Source organism: Diaphorobacter sp. HDW4B (genome assembly GCF_011305535.1).
Taxonomy (GTDB): Bacteria; Pseudomonadota; Gammaproteobacteria; order Burkholderiales; family Burkholderiaceae_C; genus Diaphorobacter_A.
In genome coordinates, this window is record NZ_CP049906.1 from 691,998 (window position 1) to 712,726 (window position 20,729).

The window sequence follows — 20,729 nt, forward strand, 5'->3', positions numbered from 1 at the left end:
CGGGGTCAGCCCTTGCCATCCGGACATGCGCTCACCTGCTTTTGGACTCATGGCGCTTGGCCAGCTTCTTGGCCAATGCGATGAAAGTCCCCAAAGGACCGTCGCAGTCATGCGCTCGGTACACCAAGGTCAACGGAGCCCAGAGATTGACCGAAGGATCGAACGAGCGATAAACCACCGCCTGATGGTGCGAGCCCTTGATCGATGCCGGAACAATGGACAGCCCTACCCCTGCGGCGACCAGATTCACATTGGTCATCATGCGCTCGACCTCTGCAGCCACTTCCACGTGAACGTTGCGCCGCGCGCAAAGTGCCAGCAGATTGGCATAAAGGCCCGGCGCACCGGGCCTGCGCACCAGCACCAGTTTTTCGCCATCAAGCTCGTCCAACATCACGGGCTTGGCGCTGTTGCGAGCCAATCGATGATCGACCGGAATGGCCAGCAGCGACTCTTCCTGAAGCAGGGACTCGAACGCCAATCCATCGGGCTGTGCCACCGGAACGCGCAGAAAGCCGCAATGCAGACGCTGCGCAGCGACGGCTTCGGTGATTTCGGCTGCGTTGTTCTCGCTGACGCTCAGCAGAATGTCGGGGTGCGACTTGCGACAGGTGCGCAGCACTTCCGGGGTGAACGCATGGGCCGCTGCTGAACTGGTGAAGCCCACCCGCAGATGGCCCCGCTCCCCGCGCGCAAACGCCTCGATGCGCTGCTGCATGGCATGAAAGTCGGCCAGCAGCCGCTCGGCTTCCGCGCGCAACTCATGGCCTACATCGGTGAGATCCACACCCTTGGGATGGCGATGAAAAAGCGCACTGCCCAGTTCGCTCTCCAGCGCCCGAATCTGCTGCGACAACGGCGGCTGCTGGATGCCCAGACGCTCTGCGGCACGCGTGATATGGCCGCATTCGGCCACCGCAAGAAAGTACCGGAGATGACGCAGTTCCATATATTCAAAAAGTATGCAATTGATATTTTAGAAATCTTTGAAATATTTCACAAGCCAAACCAGAATACAAGCCATGCCCTCGCAAGACAACCGCTGACCCCCAGCTTCGCAGCGAGCCTCACGAGCAAAAAACGCCTGACTGGAGACAAACCGATGAAATCACATCTTCCGACATACCGCCTACCCCTGCTGGCACTGCTGGCACTGACCGGCTGCGGCGGCGGCTCCGTGGTATTGCAAGGGCCTTCCACGTCCAACGAGTCCGCGCCCGTGTTGGCCACTTGCCCCGCAGATGTTCCCACCGACGCGAAATGCCTGTCCGGACGCGACTCCAAGGGAGCGTTCTACATGATCGCAGTCCCCGCAAAGTGGAATGGCACTCTGGTGATGCATGCACACGGGGGGCCTGATCTTGCCGCACCCGATCTGGACCGATCCATGGAAGACCTGACCCGCTGGTCCATCATGGTGAAATCAGGATACGCATGGGCGGGATCCTCTTACCGCCAGGGCGGCGTGGAAGTGCGCGCCGCCGCCGAAGACACGGAGCGACTGCGCGGCATCTTCCGCAAGCATGTGGCCGTGCCCACCAAAACCATCTTGCATGGTCAATCATGGGGCGCTGGCGTGGCAGCCAAGGGCGCGGAGATGTTCACCGAAGACACGGTGGGAGAGCGTCCCTACGATGCAGTTCTGCTCACCAGTGGCGTGCTCGGCGGGGGAACCAGATCCTATGATTTCCGGCTCGATCTGCGGGTGGTCTACCAGTACCTTTGCGGCAACCACCCACGTCCCACCGAACAGCCCTACGCGCTCAACCTCGGCCTGCCCGCCAACGTCACCATGAAACAGGCGGACGTGGCGCTGCGCGTCAGCGAATGCCTGGCACTCAACAAACCCGCTGCCGATCGCACGCCCGAGCAGAAAGCCAAGATTCAAACCATCGTCAACGTGATCAAGATTCCCGAGAGTGCCATTCAGTCGCACATGAACTGGGCGACGATGCACTTTCAGGACATCTCGGCCAAGCGCACTGGTGGCGCCAGCCCCTTTGGCAACGAAGGCGCGATCTACACCGGATCTGCCGACGATGCGGCCCTCAACGCAGGTGTGTTGCGCTACAAGGCCGATCCCACCGCCTACCAGAAGTTCGCAACCGACACCGACCCGGTCGGCAAGATTCCTGTCCCCGTGCTCTCCACCAAATGGATCGGCGACCCCACTGCATTTGTGGAGCTCGACTCGCGCTTTCGCGATGTGATGCAGCAAGGCGGCAGCGGCGATCGTCTGGTGCAGACCTTCACGACAAATGGCACGCACAGCTTCATCAGCGATCCCACTTATCCCACGCTGATGAATGCGCTGCTGCATTGGGTAAACACGGGCGCCAAGCCCACGGCCGCTGGAATCGCCACCGCCTGCACGGGCATGGAGGCCACCTACGGCAAGGGCTGCAGCTTCGATGCGGCCTACACGTCGCCAGCGCTGTCGACACGCGTCGTTCCACGTCAGCGTCCGCAGTGATCTCTGCTGCCGTTGCCCTTGCCCTCCCATCCATTGCCCCTAAACAGCAAACACCATGAACATCCTCTTCCCTCTCGCAGTGGCATCCGCTGCAGTCCTGAGCACTTTCGGCGCCCATGCGCAAAGCTTTCCTGCCAACGGCAAGACCATCACGATTGTTGTGCCATTCACCGCCGGGGGTCCCACGGACCGCGTGGCGCGTGACCTGGCCGAAGCCCTTCGCAAACCCTTGGGCGGCGCCACGATCGTGGTGGACAACACGGCTGGCGCTGGCAGCTCGATCGGTGCCGCCAAGGTAGCCCGCGCCACGCCCGATGGCTATACCCTGCTGCTCAACCACATCGGCATGGCCACCATTCCAAGCCTCTACCGCAAGTTGTCGTTCAACGTGGAGTCGGACTTCGAGTATCTCGGCATCATCAACGATGTGCCCATGACCTTGATCGGCAAGCCCACACTGCCCGCCAACAACTACAAGGAACTCGTTCAATGGGTCGCGGCCAACAAGGGCAGCATCAATCTGGCCAATGCGGGCGTGGGCTCCGCATCTCACCTGTGTGGCTTGATGTTCCAGGCGGAACTCAAGACCGACATGACGCCCGTTCCATACAAAGGTGCGGCTCCCGCCATCGCGGACCTGATGGGAAACCAGGTCGACCTGCTGTGCGATCAAACCACCAACACCAGCGGTCAGATCGAAGCCAAAAAGGTGAAGGCCTACGCTGTCACGACGGGCAAACGACTGACCACGCCAAGCCTCAAGGATCTGCCCACCTTGAAGGAATCGGGCTTGGGCAACTTTGAAGTCACCATCTGGCACGGTCTCTATGCACCTAAGGACACGCCCGCAGCGGTCGTCAAGACCATCAACGATGCGCTGAAAGTTGCACTCAAGGATCCCGAGTTCATCAAACGAGAAGAAGCACTAGGCGCCGTGATCGCCACCGACAAACGGATCGAGCCCGCCGAACACAAGAAGTTCGTGCAAGCAGAAATCGCCAAATGGGGTGCCGTCATCAAGGCCGCAGGGGCATACGCCGACTGAGCGAATGAACGAACGAACGCGCCCTGCGCCATCTCTTGGCCCCTGCGCGCGTTCAAACCTGGATCGCTGCTTTACGCATCCACTTGGCCCCTCCGAAGTGGGCTCACTCAAGCTGCGCGGCCGAGCAGCGATCACCTTGGCCGGGCACGCCGAGAATCACTGCATCCGGGATTCGATAGCAGTAGCCAAACAATTTGGTCGTGCGCGAATTCGACATCTCGGCATTGTTGCTGACGTTTAGCGTGCCGGAGATGAATCCCAAGGGGTCCACCTTCAACTCGTCGAGTCGATAGAACGATTTCGGATGTGAGGTGATGACGTCTCCACATGTGTAGGTCCCCTTGGACGTGAAGCCATCCCCTGCAGGGTTCAAGCCTCCCTTGAACGAGCAGGGTCCATCAGCGTTCAGCGGCGAAAGATCGAACAGCACTTGGTCGCCATTCACGCTGAACTTCAACCATGCCTGATCGCTTGCCACCTTCTCGTCATCAAACTGCACTCGCGTGACAAAGAACTGATTGTTCAGACGATTGCGATGTTCATTGAATGCGATACGGGAAATGGAGCGCTTTTCTTCACCCGGCAGCGTGATGCTTCCCGCCGTGGATGTGTCGAACTCCATGCGCACGTTGCCCACCATTTTTGCCAGCTCGCCCGTACGCGCCTCACCGTCCATGGCGCGGCCGTTCTTGTATTCGTTCAGCTCGGCAGAGAAGGTCTTGCCATCGTCTTCGATGTGACCGCCCGCTTGCAGAAACGTCGCAGAGCCATCGGCTCGATAACCAAAATAGGTGACGATGATGCGGTCGCCATCCTGGCGGTCGATCTGGATGCCACGGCCCGGTTTTCCGTTGGACTCGCCGTCGAATGTCCAGAGTCCGGGCTGCGGCAACGCGGCTGATGCGGTCGTTGAGACCAACCATGTCACGGTTGCAAGCAGAGCACCGCCAACGGAACGAAACATGCGCTTTCTCCTGTTGATTGTTATTGAGTCACTCAACAGCAGTATAGGCATCTGTCCATTGTTCCCTACCTCGGGCTCACCCCCATTGGCGAGATCTGATCCGCTGCGTGCCGACAGACGTTCGCTGCAAGGTCGCTCGCATGGATGGGATCTGCCGATGAAGCGCTGAGCCTGTTGGATTTCCCCACAAACCAATAACAAGAATCATTATCAATTATGATGCGCGTCATTTTCTTCATCTGACGCGCCATGCCATCGATTCCGTTCCATGTCGAAGTGGATGACATCTTTCGCCAGCACTATGGGTGGCTGCGCGGACGCTTGATGCGTCGGGTGTCCTGTCATTGCGAGGCCGAAGATGTGGCGTCGGAGACGTTCCTGCAACTGGCGGAGGATGGCGGGCGTTCGGAGATTCGGGAGCCGCGCGCGTTTCTCGCGACGATTGCGAAGCGGATTCTGATCAAGCTCTGGCAGCGTCAGGATCTGGAGCAGGCGTATGCGGACACTTTGCGCCACATGCCCGAAGCAGTCGCGCTTTCGCCCGAAGAACATGCAATGCTGGTGGAGGCCATCTGCCAGATCGACCGCGCGCTGGCCGCGCTGCCGCTGCCGGTGAAGACGGCGTTCTTGCTGTCGCGGCTCGATGGCATGAGCTATCCGCAGATTGCCGAGCACATGGGCGTTTCGCTGGCTACGGTCGAGCGCCACATAAAGCGCGCTTTGCTTCAATGCGTGAACTGCACGGCATGAGCATGGCGTCATCCTCCAACGAGCAAGCCATGCATGCCGCCGTCGATTGGCTGGTGCGCCATGAAGCGGCCACGCTCAGCGACGCGGATCGTCAAGCGTTTGAGCATTGGCTCAGCAAGGACGCGCTGCACCGGACCGCATGGACGCGTGTGAGCACTGCGCTGTCTGCGCCGCTGACCACCGTTCGCAACTTGCAATCGCAAGCCGAAGGAGTCCATGTGCAGGCCGCCATGCAGGCGCTGTTCAGAACGCGACGGTGCCGTGTGCTGCGTGGAGCGCTGGCCATCGCGGGCGTGGGTGTCGCGACGGCCTTGGTTGCCGACAGATTGACTCCGCTCGGGCAGGTCATGGCCGATCTGCGCACAGGCACAGGCGAGCGGCGCGAGTTCACGCTGGCCGATGGATCGACCGTGTTGCTGGACGCGCGATCCGCAGTCAACGTGCGCTACGAATCGGGCGTGCCCGAGCTGCAGCATCGCGCCGGAGCACTGCTTGCTGCGCGGTCATTTGCGGGGTCTTCACCACTCAGGATTCACACCAGAGATGGATTGGTGCAATGGGAATCTGGCCGCGTGATGAGCCGCATCCATGCGGATCGCACCGAGGTGGTTGCGATGGACAACGCAGTCACTCTTCAGCCGCGAGAGCTTTCGCAGACGGTTCTGAACACGGGCGAAGGAGCGAGCTTCAATGCGCTCAAGCTGGAGCGTCTGCTCGGCAATGCATTGAACCGCATTGCCTGGCAGCAGGGCATGCTGGCAGTGGATGATTGGTCTCTGGCGGAGGTGGTCGAGGCGCTTCAGGCCTATTTTCCGGGGTTCATTCGTGTGTCGCCTGCGGTCTCGGAACTGCGGGTTTTCGGGATTTTCCGGCTGGACGTGCAGGAACTGCTGAACACGCTCACCCAGATCCTGCCGGTGCAGATCCGCCACCTCGGGCCACTGGTCTCCATCGACCGCAAGAACGCTCGCTGAACAGGGCATGAAAATAGTTGAGGGGATTTTCCGTTTCGCCGCACAAGGTAGTCAGTACAGAGCGAAAAGGATTTTTCCCGTGACCCCCTCCAGCCTCCCAACCCATCCTTCCCGACGCCCCACCCTGCATGCGCTGGCGTTTGCCACGCTCGTTGTCTGCGCAGCGTCTTCAATGGCAAGTCATGCTGCCGACAGCACACAGGCAGCGGCCGTGCGCCTTGAAGTCCCGGCCGGTACGCTGGCCGAAACCATCACGCGCATCGGTCAGCTGACGGGACGCAGCATCGTCGCCGATCCCACGTTGCTCAAGGGTTTGCGTGCACAGCCGATTCACGGTTCGCTGACGGCGGAGCAAGCCGTGCGCAAGGCGTTGGAGGGATCGAAGCTGTCCGTGGAAGCGCTGCCGGGCGGTGCTCTGCAGATTCGCGAATCGGCAGCTCATCCGCAGCAAAACACACAGGCGCCCGCTCCTGCAGCCGGTGCAAACGCTGTTGCCACAAGCGAGCCGTCCGTGCAATTGCCCACCGTCGTGGTCACAGACCAGCGCTCGGACAGCTCGCTGATGCAGCCGACCAGACAGGTCACGGTCATCGAAGGTCAGGAGTTGAGCGACCTGCGTGCCACCTCGCCCAATCTGGGCACGATGCTGGCGAAAAGCGTGCCGGGTCTCTCGGACTCCAGCCGCAATCTCAGCGACTTCGGCATGACGCTGCGCGGGCGCAATGTGCTGGTGCTGGTCGATGGGATTCCGTTGAACACCAACCGCGACAGCTCGCGCAATCTGTCCAATGTGGACCTCAGCCGCATCGAGCGCGTCGAGGTGCTGCGCGGCAGCAACGCTATCTACGGCAGTGGCGCAACCGGCGGTGTGATCTCGGTGACGACGCGGCCCGTGGGCGGCGAGTCGGTGGCGCGCACCACGGTGGGGTTCGACTCATCGCTGTCCCAACTGAGCAGCGAGGGGCTGGGCGCTCAGGTGCAGCACTACATGTCGGGCGCTGGCGAGGTGGTTGATTACGAGGTCGATATCTCGGCACGCCGCACGGGCGGTGCTTTCGACGGTCATGGAAACCGCATTGCGCCGGACGCCAGTCAGGGCGATCTGTTCGATTCGAACACCTACAGCCTTGGAGGAAAACTGGGGTTTCGCATCGATGCCAACCAGCGCATCCAGCTCGCAGCCAGCCACCTGCGCACGCACCAGAAGTCCGACTACGCAAGCGATCCGAGCGTCAACAAGGCGCCTCTCGGCGGCGCGACCGCCAGAGCCATCAAGGGCCTGCAACTCGAAGAGCAGAATCAGATCGAGAACACCTTGCTGAGCGCCAGCTACGAACACAAGGATCTGGCCGGCAGCATGCTGTCCGCCATGGTCTACGGTCGCGACAACTACGTGCGCTTTGTGCCATCGGACTCGCGCACCAACACCAACCGTGGCAACTTCGTCGATCAGGTCATGCAGAACAACAAGGTGTTCGGCGGACGCCTGACCATCACGACGCCGTTGGGCGAGGACAAGAACACCAAGGTCGTCTGGGGTGCTGACTACATTCAGGAGCGCAGCAACATGCCGCTGGACACCTTCGATGCAGCCACCTATGACGCCAGCGGCGGGCTCGTGTTTCGTCGCACCGGCCAGCGCATCTACATGCCCTGGGTGAGCGTGAAAAGCGCGGGGGCGTTCGCGCAGCTTCAGCACAAGTTCAACGACCAATGGTCGGCTGAAGGTGGCTTGCGTTATGAAAAATCGCGAGCGAGCTTCGATGACTTCCAGCCTCTGTCGCAGTCGCGCCTGAGCAATCCAGCCACGGTGTCCGGCGGCAAGGTAGCCTACGATGCTGTGCTCTACAACGCGGGCGTGGCCTTCAAACCAGTGAAGGGGCACGAGCTCTACACATCGGTCAGTCAGGGTTTCGACTTGCCCGATGTAGGCCTGCAACTGCGCAATGCCGGAGCCAAGTTCGACATCAACTCCTCCGAGCTTGAACCCGTCAAGACCGACAACTACGAAATCGGCTGGCGCGGCACTTTCGGCAGCACCATGGCCACGCTCGCGGTGTTTCACTCACGCTCCAATCTGGGCGCGGTGCAGTCGTTCAACAACGGCCTGCACCTCACCCGCACGCGAGAGCGCATTCGCGGTGTGGAGCTGACTGCCGATCACTACGGCGACGAATGGTCCACTGGCGGCACGCTGACCTGGATGCAGGGCCGCGAGACTCCGCCCGGCGCGACGAGCGATCAGATCATGACGGGCTACCGCATTCCGCCGGTCAAGATCACCGGCTATGTGCAGTACAGCCCAAGCGAGCGCTGGAGCCTGCGCACCCAGTTCAACTGGTTTGGCGCGCGCGACTATCGCCTGGCTGATGGCAAGACCCAGTTCGCCCGCGCCGATGTGAAGAGCTACTACAGCGTGGATGTCGTCGGACGTTATCAGTTCGACAACAAGAATCACCTCACCGTGGGCGTGCAAAACCTGTTCAACAAGCACTACCTGCCGCTGTACAGCCAGCTCATGCGCAGCGGCAAGAACGACAGCCGCCTGCCTGCCGCTGGTGCCACTTTGACGGCGAGCTACACGCACCACTGGTGATCCGGTGATGGCCCGCAAGCTCTGGGTAGCGCTGCACCGCTACCTTGGTCTCGCCATGTTGCTGTTTCTGTTGGTGATCGCGTTCACTGGCAGCGTACTGGTGTTTGCGCATGAGATCGACGCATGGCTCAACCCTCGCCTGCTGCGCGTGGAGCAGGTGCAGCCCGCACTGGGCGCAGATGAGCTGACCCACCGCATCCAGCATGCCGACCCGCGCTTGCGCGTGAGTCTGCTGCCGTTGAGCGCGCCCGCCGGCAGCACGTATGAAGTGCGTGTGGTTCCGCGCATTGATGCGGCGAACAACAGACCGTATGACCTCGGCTTCGATCGTCTGTACGTCGATCCAGGAAGCGGGAAAATACTTGGACAGCGCCAATGGGGAGCATTGCGGCTGGACCGCGCACACCTCATTCCATTCATCGACGTGCTGCATCGCAGACTGCAATTGCCCGGCCAATGGGGCATGTGGCTGACGGGCACAGTCGCGATCGTGTGGCTCGTCTCGTCCCTGCTTGGCGCATGGCTCACGCTGCCGCGCATGGCGTCCTGGCGACAAGAATTCTGGAACAAGTGGAAGCCCGCATGGAGCATCAAACGCGGCGCATCCGCCACCCGTGTCACGTTCGATCTGCACCGCAGCGTCGGTCTCTGGAGCCTTCCCTTCGCGCTGATGCTAGGCATCTCGGGTGTGTATTTCAGCCTCGCCGACGAAGTGTTCAAACCCGTGGTCAACTGGTTCTCGACGGTGCATCAGCATCCCGCGCGGTCACTTCCAGTCATCAAGGACAGGCAGCGGCAGCCCGCGTTCGGCATCGACGAAGCCGTAGTCCGCGCCCGCGCTCGATTGCCCGCGCAGACGCTGAACTATCAACCTTGGTATGCCAACCATCTGGCCAAACAAGGTGTGTATCGCATTGCATTCAAGGAACCCGGGATGCTGGAACGCGCCTTCAGCCTGCGTTACGAACAGGTCTACATCGACGACCAAACCGGTGAACTGCGCGCGCTGTATGGCTACCACCACGCCACCAATGGCGAACGGTTTGTGATCTGGCAATACCCGCTGCACACCGGCCGCATCCTCGCACTGTGGGGGCGCATCGCCGTCTTTCTGGCCGGAGTCGCCACTTGCGTGATGGCCGTCACCGGGCTCATGGTCTGGCGCAGCAGATCGAGGGCCCGCGCTGACGCGGTCAAGGCCGGGCGTGTGAAGTCATCCGGAACCTGACGTCCGGATCGCCCACTTCATCGATCTTGCGCTTGCGTGAGGCCTCGGCGAACAGGTCGAACCTCAGGGCACCGCGTGGAGAGACTATCTGATGAATTTGCTGCATTCGTGCGTACACTGATTCCACGAAGGGTTTTGAGAAGATCCCCAAAGAGGTTCAAGAATCCGTCCAAGGAACAATGGAGACAAATGAGCAGCCGGGGACAGGGCGTGACAAGCATTTCAATAAGATGATTGCGGCGATGAGAGAAGATTTCGAGGTGTTCTTCACAAGTGCCCGGCGATTGCTGTGCTTTGCGCCTCGCATCCCATTCCGATCCACGGCACATATTTTCCGTTCGATTCGCGAAGAGCATCCCTTGGCCCTAACCTACTTCTTATCCATTCCATGATCTCGAATTTCCGGAGTTTTCATTTTGCACGTGCTCTCGGGCTGATGCTGGGCGCGGCTTTGTTTTCGAGCGCATCGTTCGCCGGTGATTGCTTTAGCCCTGGCGCGTTGAGGATGAGCCATAGAACTGACGACGGGAAGTTCATCTATGTGGCCCTCGATCCGATGAAGTTGCCGCCATCCGATAGTTCTCTGGTTTGGCGTGAATGGGAACCCCTGATGAATGCAGTTTTGAAGGACAACGCCTTCAGATTTTTCAATGAGAACAGAGACCGCGTTCAAGGAGAAATCACAATCAGCCCGAACAATAGCCTCTTGCTTTTGACCGGGCTGAGATGCTATCCAACAATGGAGCAGGCCCAACGCTCTTATGAAAGAGACTTTGGTAGCAGTTGGGATAGCGTAGGCGTCGCTTTGCATGGCAATTGGATTGATCCGGGTGCAAAAGACATCGTTGCCAAAGGCAGTGAACCACCGCCCCCAAAAGCCGCCAGCGCCGCCGAGTCGCCGCCGCCACAACGAAGCCACAATCTGGAAGCGACAAGGCCGGTTTTTCAGCCCCAGAAGAAGCCTCTCTATACATTTCTCGCCCAAGGTAACTTCGGCGCTCCGAGCAAATTCGCGTCTGAGGCAGATGCTTTGCGCGAGCTCGAAAAAGGGTGGGAAGCAGGCCCACGGCGCCAGTACCCAGATGCATTCAATGTCAAGATCGTTTCGCGGGATCCACCCATCTGCAGGGATCTCAGCCTCACGGATCGTTCTCTGAAGGGCAAGAATACCTGGCATTGCTATTTGAGAGCCGTGTTCTGGGTGTCAACGACCAAAACGCCGCCGAGCGGTGTGCGATACACCACGACCGAAGCGGAAGGGACAGACAAAGATCCCGTATTGGCCAGTAGAGGATCCGGAAATATTGCGCCGCTTCAACTGACCGCGAATTCTCGGCCTGACGACAGCAAGCGCACAGATTCGGGAAGCAGCCATGCGAACGGCGCAGCCAACCAGAGATCGGCCCCCGCCAACGATGCCGCAACGCCCGGCGCCGGTGGCAATTCGACCGAAACGCTCCACCGATACACCCGCGACATCGGCTATGCGGGCGCGATGCTGGCACCGACCAAAGAGGCCGCCATCGAATCGGCGCAAAGGCAGCGAGCCAAGGAAGAGCCGTCATACAGGGAATTCGCTTCAGCCAAGGAATTCCGGGTCACAGGCGAAGGTGCTCCGGAGTGCATCAACAATCCTGTCAACAGGCGCCCGGCGTTCAAGGGCGACAATTGGATTTGCACCATCAAGGTCAGCTATTACATCGAGTCGCGCCAACAGCCGCCCCTGGGCGCATCGCCTGCGGGCGGCAGCCGGTCCGTCACCAAATAGCGCCTCGTTGCGTGGGCGGCAGAAGGCATCGAACCGGTACCGATAAAGCGAGCAAAGAGCCACGGTGCTTCACTTACTCGCACCGATTCGTGAAGAGCATCCTTGGCGAGAGACTCTGCAGGCTACCATTGCAGCGTCCCACGCCTCTTGCGGCAGGTCGTATCGGACGTCGAGTGTGATCCGTTGATGCACGCGTTACCTTGGAATCCAGCCAGTCAGTCCAACGCCGAGCCGTCGGTCACTATGGCCCGCCTCTGGCTGTTTACCGTCGTCGCTGTTCGACCCAAAAGCGACATTCAGAATGGCATCAGTAAGCAGTCAGTGACAGTTCATTGGTGATTAGTCGCTCATGTACAGTCGGCCATCCCTCACTGCAACCGAATAATCATGCGTATTCAGGCCTTGCTCAATGACCAACCTATTTGTACTGCTGGGCTTGAGACCAGCGGGTTTCTCAGCGCACACCTAAACACAGAAGTGCGTGGCTCGGAGCCCGACCAAGAGAATGTTTTACGGCTGGTCGGTATTGAGACCCACGACACAGAGACTGTGTACATCGATTGGCCGGTTGTAAATATCAAGGAGGGGGATGTCGTAGTACTTAAACTCCTACCTGATGGCCCATCAACAGAACCAGTTCAAATGAGGCACAGCGCTGAGGCTACATCAAATCTGCTGGCCAACGCCGCACTTGCCGACCGCGTCCTGGCCGCTTGCGCTGCGTTTGAATCACAACTTGCAGAGCTCCTTGCTGAGTCAGTATCTCTCGAATCACCCAATGAAGTTGCAAAACTTAGACGCGCGTATGTCGCAGTTGCAGCTAGCCTCGGAGAGAACTTGCTCTATCCCGTTTATCGGAATCATGCCTCGCTCATACCTCCAGAGATGCGAGGCACAGCTCTGTGAGCCTCGCCCAAGTGACTGCTCAATCGCTCACCTACTAGCAGCTTGTGGCCGATAGCGCCAGCACGTTCGCAATCCCTCAACTAGCCCCCGTCAGACACCAGCGTTCCGCCATCGACAACAATGGTCTGCCCCGTAATGAATGCGCCTGCGGCTGAGGCGAGCATCACGGCGATGCCGGCCACTTCATGGGGTTCACCCACGCGACGCAATGGGGTCATCGACAGTCGTCGCGCCATGAATTCAGCATCCTGCAACAGGCCTTGCGCCAGAGGGGTGCGAATCAATCCGGGAGCGATTGCGTTGACACGAATGCCGCTGGGCCCCAGTTCCACAGCCAGATTGCGAGCCAGCTGCGCCAGTGCCGCTTTGCTCAAACCATAGACACCGATGGATCGGTTTCCACGAAGCGCTGCGATGCTGGCCATCAGCACAATGCTTCCGCTGCCACGCGCTGCCATCGCAGGAACGAGGCCCGCGCATAGCGTGTGAGCGCTGACCAGATTCACTTGGAATACCTGCTGCCAGTCTTCACTTTTGACTTCAAGCAGCGGTCCTGCGGGCCCTTGCATGCCGGCGTTGCACACGAGGATGTCGATGCTTCCATATATCGCGAGCGCCTTGGCCGCCAAGTCTTTGGATTGCACTGGATCGGCGAGGTCTGCGCTGAGCACAGAAACTTGGCTACCCCATTCCCGGCAGCGCTCCGCCACCGATTCAGTCGCGGCCCCTTGGCGATCGGCCAGCACCAGATCGGCGCCGTGCGCAGCGAACGCCAAGGCGACTGCCTGACCAAGCCCTCCGGCAGCGCCCGTCACGAGCGCGGTCTTGCCGCGTAGATCGAATAGGTTCAGCGCTTCTTCTTTCACGTTGTCTCCCAAGGTGTACTGCTTCATCCGGACGATTTCTGCGAAAGGTGCTGCTCAACCACGCGCCTTGCGAAGATGGGCAGCGATGCATCGTCATGATGCATACGGACGCAAAGCTTCAAAACACAAGCGATCAATGTGTGAGAGCACGTCGTATCAATTCCTCTGCGCTGCCGTCATCGCGCAAACCCAACGCACGCGAGGTCTGGTCGTCCAACATGGGGTAGCGGCCAAACACCGCTTCAAGCATCGCCTGCGGTTCATAGCGCACGAGTTGGGCACCGTCCACTCGGTACATCCGGGACAATGTGTGCACCACTTCTTCCATGGACAGACGCAACACCGGCAAAGGCCAAGCGCGACGGCTGTCCGTGCCTGGGTCCATGACAGCCGCGTGAATCAGGTTTTCTGCACAACGGCGTGCAGACATCCACCACGCAGTGGCCTGTGGACCAACGGGGCAAGTGAAGGGCTCACCGGCAGCCACGGCATGCAGCAAGTCACTCATGAAGGCCGACGCGAGGCCCGACGCTGTTCTCGGTCGTGCGACGATGCCTGGCAACCGCAACGCACGCCCGTCGAGCAGACCCCGCCGCGTGTAGTCGGCCAGAAGAATTTCGCAGGCAAGCTTGTGCGCGCCATAGATGAGCGGCGGGCGCAGCGGCGTGGTGTCGGTGACGAGGTCCGGAAGCTTGCTTCCGTAGACGGCGATGGTGCTGGCGTAGACCAATATGCGGGGATGCTGGCACGGGATCGCACCCAGCAGGTCAAACAGGTCCATCGTGGCATCGAGATTCACACGACGACTGCCAGCCGGATCGGCCTCTGCGGCCCCTCCAGGCAATGCCGCAAGGTGAAAGCAGACCTCGGGCGCGAAGTCCGCGATGCGCGCGTGGATGGACTCGTCCCTCAAGTCGCCCTCCATTTTCAGCACACCCGGCATGGCTGCAGGAAGCATCCGGTCCACTGCGGCAATGGCCGCGACCGACTGGCCACCGCCAAGACCACCTTCGGCCAGCAGTTGCAAAAGCATCGCGCCGATGAATCCACCGGCACCCGTGACAAGCACTTTCATGCTTGCGGGGCGGCCGCCTGAACGACGCGCTGTTGAATTTCGCCGAACGGCCCATTTCGACCATCTTCGAACTTGGCCTGCATGCACACACGATCTCCGAAACGCATGAAGCCGGTGCGGATTTCTCCCTGGTCGATCTTCTCGATGATGCGTCGCTCGGCAATGCACGCAGACCCCGCTGTGCGGGACTGATTGGAGACAGTGCCCGATCCGATGATGCAACCTGCCGTCAACCTGCGCGTGCGCGCAGCATGGGCAATGAGCTGGCCGAAGCTGTAGTTCATCTCGCCTCCGTGGGGCTCGCCCACGCGCTCACCGTTCCACTGCACATGCATGCGCATCTGCACGCGGCCGTTGCGCCATGCATCACCCAGCTCATCGGGTGTCACGGCGATGGGTGCAAAGGAGGTGGATGGTTTGGCATGCAGAAAGCCAAAGCCGGTCTGCATTTCCTCCTGCCCCAGAGCGCGCAGGCTCCAGTCGTTGATCTGCACAATCAGCCGCACCGCTCTGGCCGCCTCTTCGGGTGACGCGGCCATGGGCACATGCCCCAGCACCACGCCGAACTCGCCTTCGAAATCAATGCCATGTGCCTCGCTCGGCAACGGCACATCCTCGAACGGTCCCAGAAAGTCGTCGCTGGCTCCTTGGTACATGACCGGAATGGTGTCGAAATTCGGAATCGGCGGAACGTTGAAGGCCTGCTCCATCAAACGCCCATGGTTCAGAAAGGCCGACGCATCCAGCCACTGCGGACTGCGGGGCAAAGGCGCGGAGCAGGCGTGCGGATCGAAGGCCATCGCACCCGTCTTGTCCCCGGCGTTGAGTGCATCGTACAAATCGCCCAAGGGTCCACAAACCGCGTCCCAGCGCTGCACGGCGTCGAGCAGGCTGGTTGCGATACGCGGCACCGGCAACGCGTGTTGCGCGTCGCGAGAGACAAGAACCAAAGCACCATCCCGCGTGCCATTTCGAAGTGTCGCGAATTTCATGCGTGCCTCTCCAGTGCGTTGGCAATGTCAGGCGCATAAGCCCCATCGACCAGCACGAACAACATGCGGCAGGGCTGGCCCGATCGATTGGCCCATGCGTGGTTGGTGCCGCGCTGCACGACCACGCTGCCTGTTTTCAGCAGCACCTCGGAGGTGTCGAGAACCAACGTCATCTCGCCCTCGATCACGATTCCGTAGTCCACTGATTCCGTTCGGTGCATCAAGGGATGTGGAGAATCCGCACGCACCGTGGACGCCTTGGCATCGCCGATTTGCGCGAAGGCGTCGTGCATTTGACCAGCCCCATGCGCAAGATAGTCGGCGGTGTCGGGGGGGATGTCCACGAAGCGAATGCGGGTGCCATGCCGAGGCGGTGGCAGCACGATGGCACCAAGCGTCGGATCCGCGCCATTGTCCACTGACGCAGGCGTCGCAGAAGTACTCCAGACTTCATGAAAGATGGTGCCGGGAATCGCCGCGATCTCGACCACGTTGGGCAGCGGTCCATCGGTCGAGACAATGGCGCGGCCTTGCGCGTCGTGGCCAGTCACGACGCGGTGGATGGGAGGAAAGAACATCAAGTCTCCTTTTTGTTCGGGTCAGGCCGCAGCGATGCTGCGGTGTGGGTGGAAGCGTTCGGGTCTCTTGCCATTTCGCGTCGCGGACTGGTCAAGGTGCGCACGCATGCGATGCCTCGCGTCAGTCTTCGAAGATCGCCACGGCGCGCGTCCAACCGGCGCTGGCGCCGCGGATCTTGTGCGGAAAGCAGCTGATGGTGAAGCCGTGCGCAGGCAGGGCTTCCAGGTTGTGCAGCTTCTCCAGGTGGCAATAGCCAATGTCCCGGCCAGCCTTGTGGCCCTCCCAGATCAGCGCCTTGTTGCCGGTCTCGGCCACTTTCTTGGCGGTATAGGCGAAGGGCGCATCCCAGCTCCAGGCGTCGGTTCCTGTCAGGCGTACACCGCGCTCGAGCAGATACATGGTCGCCTCATAGCCCATCCCACAGCCCGAGCTGACAAAGTCGTTGTGGCCATACCGCGAGCCTGCGCGCGTGTTGACCACCACGATGTCCAGCGGCTCCAGCACATGGCCTATGCGCCCGAGTTCGGCCTCCACATCTGCAGCCGTCGCCACATACCCATCGGGAAAATGCCGAAAGTCCAGCTTCACACCGGGTTGAAAGCACCATTCCAGCGGGACTTGATCGATGGTGATGGACGGGCGCGCGCCGCCGTTCTTGGCGTCCTGTGTCGAATGGAAATGCCAGGGCGCATCCAAATGCGTGCCGCTGTGGGTTGTCAGAGTGACCCACTCAACGGCTGCGGCCTCTCCATCCGGATAGTCCTCGGGGGCCGTCCCCGGAAGCATGACCAGAAACTCGTGCATCGTGTCAGCGTGCTTCTGGTAGGTGATCTTCGGAGCCAACGGCGGTGGATCCGAGAGCACATCGTTCTCCAGGTAGATGGACAGATCGACCAGGCGGTTCTTGCGTTTCATGTCAGTGCCTCTTGCCGCAGTGCGGCGTGGGAAGAAGGGAGTCTTGCAAAGCACAACAGTGCAAGCGTGCCGATGCACATCGCGGCCAAGGCCAGACTGCCGTAGCCAAAGCTCTTGACCAAGGTGCCGCCAAGTACCGGACCGATGGCCGCTCCGGTCATGAGCATGGCGGGCGTGGCGGCCATGGCTCGACCGCTGTGGTCGAGTTGCGCGAGCAGTCCGAACGCAAACGTGTGAGTGAAGATCATCACGGCGGCCAGCAACGAAGCCGCTGCGGCATAGGGCGCAAACTGGGTGGACAGCATGATCACGGCAACGAGTCCCGCCTGCAACGCAGCTCCTGCCAGCATGACCGTGCGCGCAGCAAGTCGCTTTTGCAGAAGCACTGCCAACGCGGGCGGCGCAAGGTTGACGATGCCCAACGCAATCAGCACCCCGTTGATGGCGGTGGAACCGAAGCCGTGATCGCTGCCTACGCGCTCCAGAAAGCTGAAAGCCATGGCCTGCACCAAGCCCATGCAGGCAATGCCGAAGATGCCTGCCCACACAGCAGCAGGAATGCGCTCGTGTGATCCTGTGCTCCGCACTGGCGCGGGCGCAGCATCAGGGACGGGAAACGCAAGTGCCGAACTGAGGGTCGCAACAGCCATCACGCCTGCAAAAACGACGAACAGCGCCGAGCCACCCAATGAGGACAGCAGCGGCGGCGTGGCGGCCATGAACAGAATGCCGAACACCGCCAGCGCCATGCCGACGAACCCGAACAAGCGATGCGGATTGCCGCTTCGCGCAATGGTGCCGTGGGTGGCACTCAGCGCTGCACCCAGGGCCAGGCCGCAAAGCGCGTGCAGTACCGCCAGCGTGCCGAAGTCGCGCACCGTGGATGCCAGGCCGAAACCCAGCGTGGTCAAGCCGAACCCCAGCGTTGCGACCACGCGCATGTTGAGCCTGTCAAACCGTGAAGCCAACGCCACGCTGGCCACCACCGCGCCGATCAGAAACAGCGAGGCAAGCATGCCCGCTTGCTGCGGATCGAAACCATAGTGCGCGACCAACGTTCCGACCCAAATCGGCAGCGCCACCAGATCGACCATCCCGGCGCAATGGCCCACCATCAACGCCAGCCGTCCAGACATGGAGTTTGTTTTGGTCATGGTCATCTCAAATCGGTTGGGCCAGCGCCATCAGTGAGCTGCGCATGATGTTGGCGTGCTCCTCCTTGTCGCCCCCGGCGATCTCGATTTCGCCCAGACGCGACGAGTTTTCCACGACCATGCGACAACGCTCCCAGCGGCGTTGTTCAAATGCGGCCAATGCGGCAGGTATGCCGGATTTGCCGCGCGCCAGCTCATCGGCCAGCACCAGAGCATCTTCGATACCGATGCACGCGCCCGATGCGAGATGTGGCGTCGTCGCATGCACGGTGTCGCCGATCAGCACGATGCGCCCTTGTGACCACGGGCGCTGCACCAGCAACCCCTCCAACGGACGAAACACTATCTGTGACTGCTCGTTGATCTGCGCTCGAACGGCCTGCAATTGCGGCGCACTGAACTCTTCGAGCAGCCCTTGGAGTCTCTGCACGAAGGTGGCTGGATCCACAAAGTCGTTGCTCGGACGGGGTTCGGTGACGAACAGGTACATCTGCGTCTTCGAGACCGGATTCACACCGGGCTTGATGCGTTGCCCCATCCAAATGGTGGCGGTGTCGATGTCGGCAGGCCGGGGCAACACGGCACGCCAGACGGCCTGACCGCTGTAGCGCGGCTTGGGTGCGTCGGGGATCAACGCCTCGCGCACCTTGGAGTAGAGACCGTCCGCGCCGATCACGAGGTCGTAGCGGCGACGCTGGCCATCCGTGAACTCCACGTCCACGCCGTCATCAGCCTGCTGGAGTCTGGTGAAGCTGCAGCCCAATCGGATGTCTGCACCCGACGCACGCGTGGCGCCCGCAAGAATGCGTGCCAGCACGGGCCGCAATATGGCACCACCGCCCGGTACGTGGGCTCCGGCAATGCGCGGCGTGGGCAACTCTGCCACCTGGGGGCCGTGCGGCAGGCATACGCGCACGCCATCGGCCGCATGCCCGTGTTCGAGAAACGCCTCCAGAATGCCGAGCTGTCCGAAGGCACGCAGAGTGGCACCGCCGAGACTGATGCCCGCACCGTAGTTGCGCCAGTTGGCATCGATCTCCACCAAGTCCACCTGAGCGCCGCGACGGCGCAAGTCAATGGCGGCGGACATGCCGGAAAAGCCCCCTCCGATGATGAGTACGCGCTGCGTTTCCAGATTCATGATGTGGTCTCCTTGTCTATTTTTGAAGTCGTCAAATACACGCTGCCGTCAGGATGTACTTCAATGGGCACCGGCGTCAGCGCATCCCCCAGACAGGGGCCAAGTGTGCAGATGCCGGTGAGTGGATCGAACAGTGCGCCGTGGGCAGCGCAGACGATATGGGTGCCCGATGCATCCAGGTAGGCATCGGTGCGCCAGGGCAGCGGAGTTCCGTGATGCGGACAGGCATCGCGCCAGGCGCGCAGCTGGTCTGCAACCCTGACGACAAAGACCGTGGGGTGCCCCACGCCTTGTGCGTCGAAGCCGCGTGAGACACCGTTGTGCACTTCGCTGACATGACACAGCCGCATGAACAATCGCCCTCTTCAATGCGCCGCCCCAGCACCCGGCGGTGGGCCGCTGGGCGCCCACTTCTCGCGATACTGAAACAGGAACAACTGCGAAGCGTCTGCCCCCATGGGTCCTTCGCGGGCAATCCAGCTGTCGTCGTGCAGGTCCATGTCTGCGTCGTACTCCACATGACACCCCAGAGGCGAATTGAAGTACCAGAACCAGTTGCTGCCGAAGCGGTGACGCCCTGGTCCCCAGAAGCTCTGGTAGCCCTTGTTCACGAACCGCGTGCCTGCCAGCATGACCTCCGTGGGTCCGCCCAGGTGAAAGGTGAAATGCTCGCAGCCCTTCATGAACGGCGGTGTCTCGATCATGAACAGCGTGTGATGATCCTGGGTTCCGCCCGGCCGCAGAAACGGCCCCACGCCCTTGAAACGGTCCGTGCAGACGAAGCCCAGCCGCGTGTAGAAAGCCTCCGCCTTGGTCGCGTCCGGAACAAAGTAGACGACGTGAGACAGCGTGCGCGGCAACGCTGCAATCGCGTCGTCGACAGCGGCCACATTCACGCCCCGCTGCGGCGCTGCACCCGGCGCATTGATGGATTCAACGGGCAGCTCGATTGGCCGACGCACACTGACTTGAAAGGCCAGCGCGAAGCCCATGTCGTCGAGCGCTCGCACGACACCGCCTTCGCGGGTGACTTCGCGATCTCGTCGAAGTTCGACCTCGATGGCGTCCAGAGTCTGCACGTCGGCGACGCCATAGACCGTTTCGCGAAGCAGGCTCGCTGTACCGAGATCGGCAGGCAGCGACGGGTCGTCCTTCGCACGTATCACGATGGCCGTGCCATCGAGCGCCTCGAAGCATCCGTCCCCCACTTCACGCAAGCCGTAGTCAAGAAGGTATTGGCGGCAGGCCGAAAGATCATCGACGCCAAATACGAGTGCGTCTGGTCCCAAGATGTTCATGATGA

Annotated in this window: 18 protein-coding genes; 7 read left to right on the plus strand and 11 right to left on the minus strand. The window is 60.9% G+C overall.

Features of this window, described 5'->3' with window-relative positions:
• Window positions 1–31 precede the first annotated feature (31 nt).
• Window positions 32–949, minus strand: coding sequence for a LysR family transcriptional regulator (locus tag G7048_RS28010; RefSeq protein WP_166071756.1), 918 nt, complete (start codon window positions 947–949; stop codon window positions 32–34).
• A gap of 153 nt (window positions 950–1,102) precedes the next feature.
• Here G7048_RS28010 and G7048_RS28015 point away from each other — a divergent pair, with 153 nt between their 5' ends.
• Window positions 1,103–2,473, plus strand: a complete 1,371-nt coding sequence (locus G7048_RS28015) for a hypothetical protein (protein ID WP_166071757.1) — start codon at window positions 1,103–1,105, stop codon at window positions 2,471–2,473.
• Window positions 2,474–2,528: 55 nt separating this feature from the next.
• Window positions 2,529–3,518 (plus strand): tripartite tricarboxylate transporter substrate-binding protein, encoded by a 990-nt coding sequence (locus G7048_RS28020; protein WP_166071758.1) that lies wholly within the window; start codon window positions 2,529–2,531, stop codon window positions 3,516–3,518.
• A 103-nt stretch (window positions 3,519–3,621) separates the two neighbouring features.
• Here the strand turns inward: G7048_RS28020 and G7048_RS28025 are convergent, their stop codons facing one another.
• Complete coding sequence (locus G7048_RS28025) at window positions 3,622–4,482, minus strand: hypothetical protein (protein ID WP_166071759.1); 861 nt, start codon at window positions 4,480–4,482, stop codon at window positions 3,622–3,624.
• A gap of 249 nt (window positions 4,483–4,731) precedes the next feature.
• On the opposite strand from G7048_RS28025, the gene G7048_RS28030 reads away from it, so the two are divergent.
• The 5 genes from G7048_RS28030 to G7048_RS28050 all read left to right on the plus strand — a co-directional run bounded on the left by G7048_RS28030 (window position 4,732) and on the right by G7048_RS28050 (window position 11,798).
• Window positions 4,732–5,232 (plus strand): sigma-70 family RNA polymerase sigma factor, encoded by a 501-nt coding sequence (locus G7048_RS28030; RefSeq protein WP_166071760.1) that lies wholly within the window; start codon window positions 4,732–4,734, stop codon window positions 5,230–5,232.
• Window positions 5,211–6,206 (plus strand): FecR domain-containing protein, encoded by a 996-nt coding sequence (locus G7048_RS28035; RefSeq protein ID WP_166071761.1) that lies wholly within the window; start codon window positions 5,211–5,213, stop codon window positions 6,204–6,206. The genes G7048_RS28030 and G7048_RS28035 overlap by 22 nt, the downstream gene beginning before the upstream one ends.
• 172 nt (window positions 6,207–6,378) lie before the next feature.
• Window positions 6,379–8,802 carry a TonB-dependent receptor gene (locus tag G7048_RS28040; protein ID WP_166071762.1) on the plus strand — a complete coding sequence of 808 codons (2,424 nt, stop codon included), beginning with the start codon at window positions 6,379–6,381 and terminating at the stop codon, window positions 8,800–8,802.
• A gap of 7 nt (window positions 8,803–8,809) precedes the next feature.
• Window positions 8,810–10,030: a PepSY domain-containing protein gene (locus G7048_RS28045; protein ID WP_166071763.1), complete on the plus strand. Its 1,221-nt coding sequence runs from the start codon at window positions 8,810–8,812 to the stop codon at window positions 10,028–10,030.
• A 388-nt stretch (window positions 10,031–10,418) separates the two neighbouring features.
• Window positions 10,419–11,798 (plus strand): hypothetical protein, encoded by a 1,380-nt coding sequence (locus tag G7048_RS28050; protein ID WP_166071764.1) that lies wholly within the window; start codon window positions 10,419–10,421, stop codon window positions 11,796–11,798.
• Window positions 11,799–12,784: 986 nt separating this feature from the next.
• Here the strand turns inward: G7048_RS28050 and G7048_RS28055 are convergent.
• From G7048_RS28055 to G7048_RS28095, 9 genes are all read right to left on the minus strand, one after another.
• On the minus strand, window positions 12,785–13,597 hold the full coding sequence (locus G7048_RS28055; protein ID WP_166071765.1) for an SDR family NAD(P)-dependent oxidoreductase: 813 nt from the start codon (window positions 13,595–13,597) through the stop codon (window positions 12,785–12,787).
• A 106-nt stretch (window positions 13,598–13,703) separates the two neighbouring features.
• Window positions 13,704–14,645, minus strand: a complete 942-nt coding sequence (locus G7048_RS28060) for an NAD-dependent epimerase/dehydratase family protein (protein WP_166071766.1) — start codon at window positions 14,643–14,645, stop codon at window positions 13,704–13,706.
• A complete protein-coding gene (locus G7048_RS28065) occupies window positions 14,642–15,637 on the minus strand; it encodes a fumarylacetoacetate hydrolase family protein (RefSeq protein ID WP_166071767.1) in 996 nt (331 codons plus the stop codon). Before G7048_RS28065 ends, G7048_RS28060 begins: the two co-directional genes overlap by 4 nt.
• On the minus strand, window positions 15,634–16,215 hold the full coding sequence (locus G7048_RS28070) for a cupin domain-containing protein (protein ID WP_166071768.1): 582 nt from the start codon (window positions 16,213–16,215) through the stop codon (window positions 15,634–15,636). Before G7048_RS28070 ends, G7048_RS28065 begins: the two co-directional genes overlap by 4 nt.
• Window positions 16,216–16,336: 121 nt before the next feature.
• Complete coding sequence (locus G7048_RS28075) at window positions 16,337–17,131, minus strand: cyclase family protein (protein WP_166071769.1); 795 nt, start codon at window positions 17,129–17,131, stop codon at window positions 16,337–16,339.
• Window positions 17,128–18,285, minus strand: coding sequence for an MFS transporter (locus G7048_RS28080; RefSeq protein ID WP_166071770.1), 1,158 nt, complete (start codon window positions 18,283–18,285; stop codon window positions 17,128–17,130). Before G7048_RS28080 ends, G7048_RS28075 begins: the two co-directional genes overlap by 4 nt.
• A gap of 7 nt (window positions 18,286–18,292) precedes the next feature.
• Window positions 18,293–19,426: an FAD-dependent oxidoreductase gene (locus tag G7048_RS28085; protein WP_166071771.1), complete on the minus strand. Its 1,134-nt coding sequence runs from the start codon at window positions 19,424–19,426 to the stop codon at window positions 18,293–18,295.
• Window positions 19,423–19,776 carry a Rieske (2Fe-2S) protein gene (locus tag G7048_RS28090; RefSeq protein ID WP_166071865.1) on the minus strand — a complete coding sequence of 118 codons (354 nt, stop codon included), beginning with the start codon at window positions 19,774–19,776 and terminating at the stop codon, window positions 19,423–19,425. The genes G7048_RS28085 and G7048_RS28090 overlap by 4 nt, the downstream gene beginning before the upstream one ends.
• Window positions 19,777–19,791: 15 nt before the next feature.
• Entirely contained in the window at window positions 19,792–20,724 is a 933-nt protein-coding gene (locus tag G7048_RS28095; RefSeq protein WP_166071772.1) for a VOC family protein, read from the minus strand.
• Window positions 20,725–20,729 lie beyond the last annotated feature (5 nt).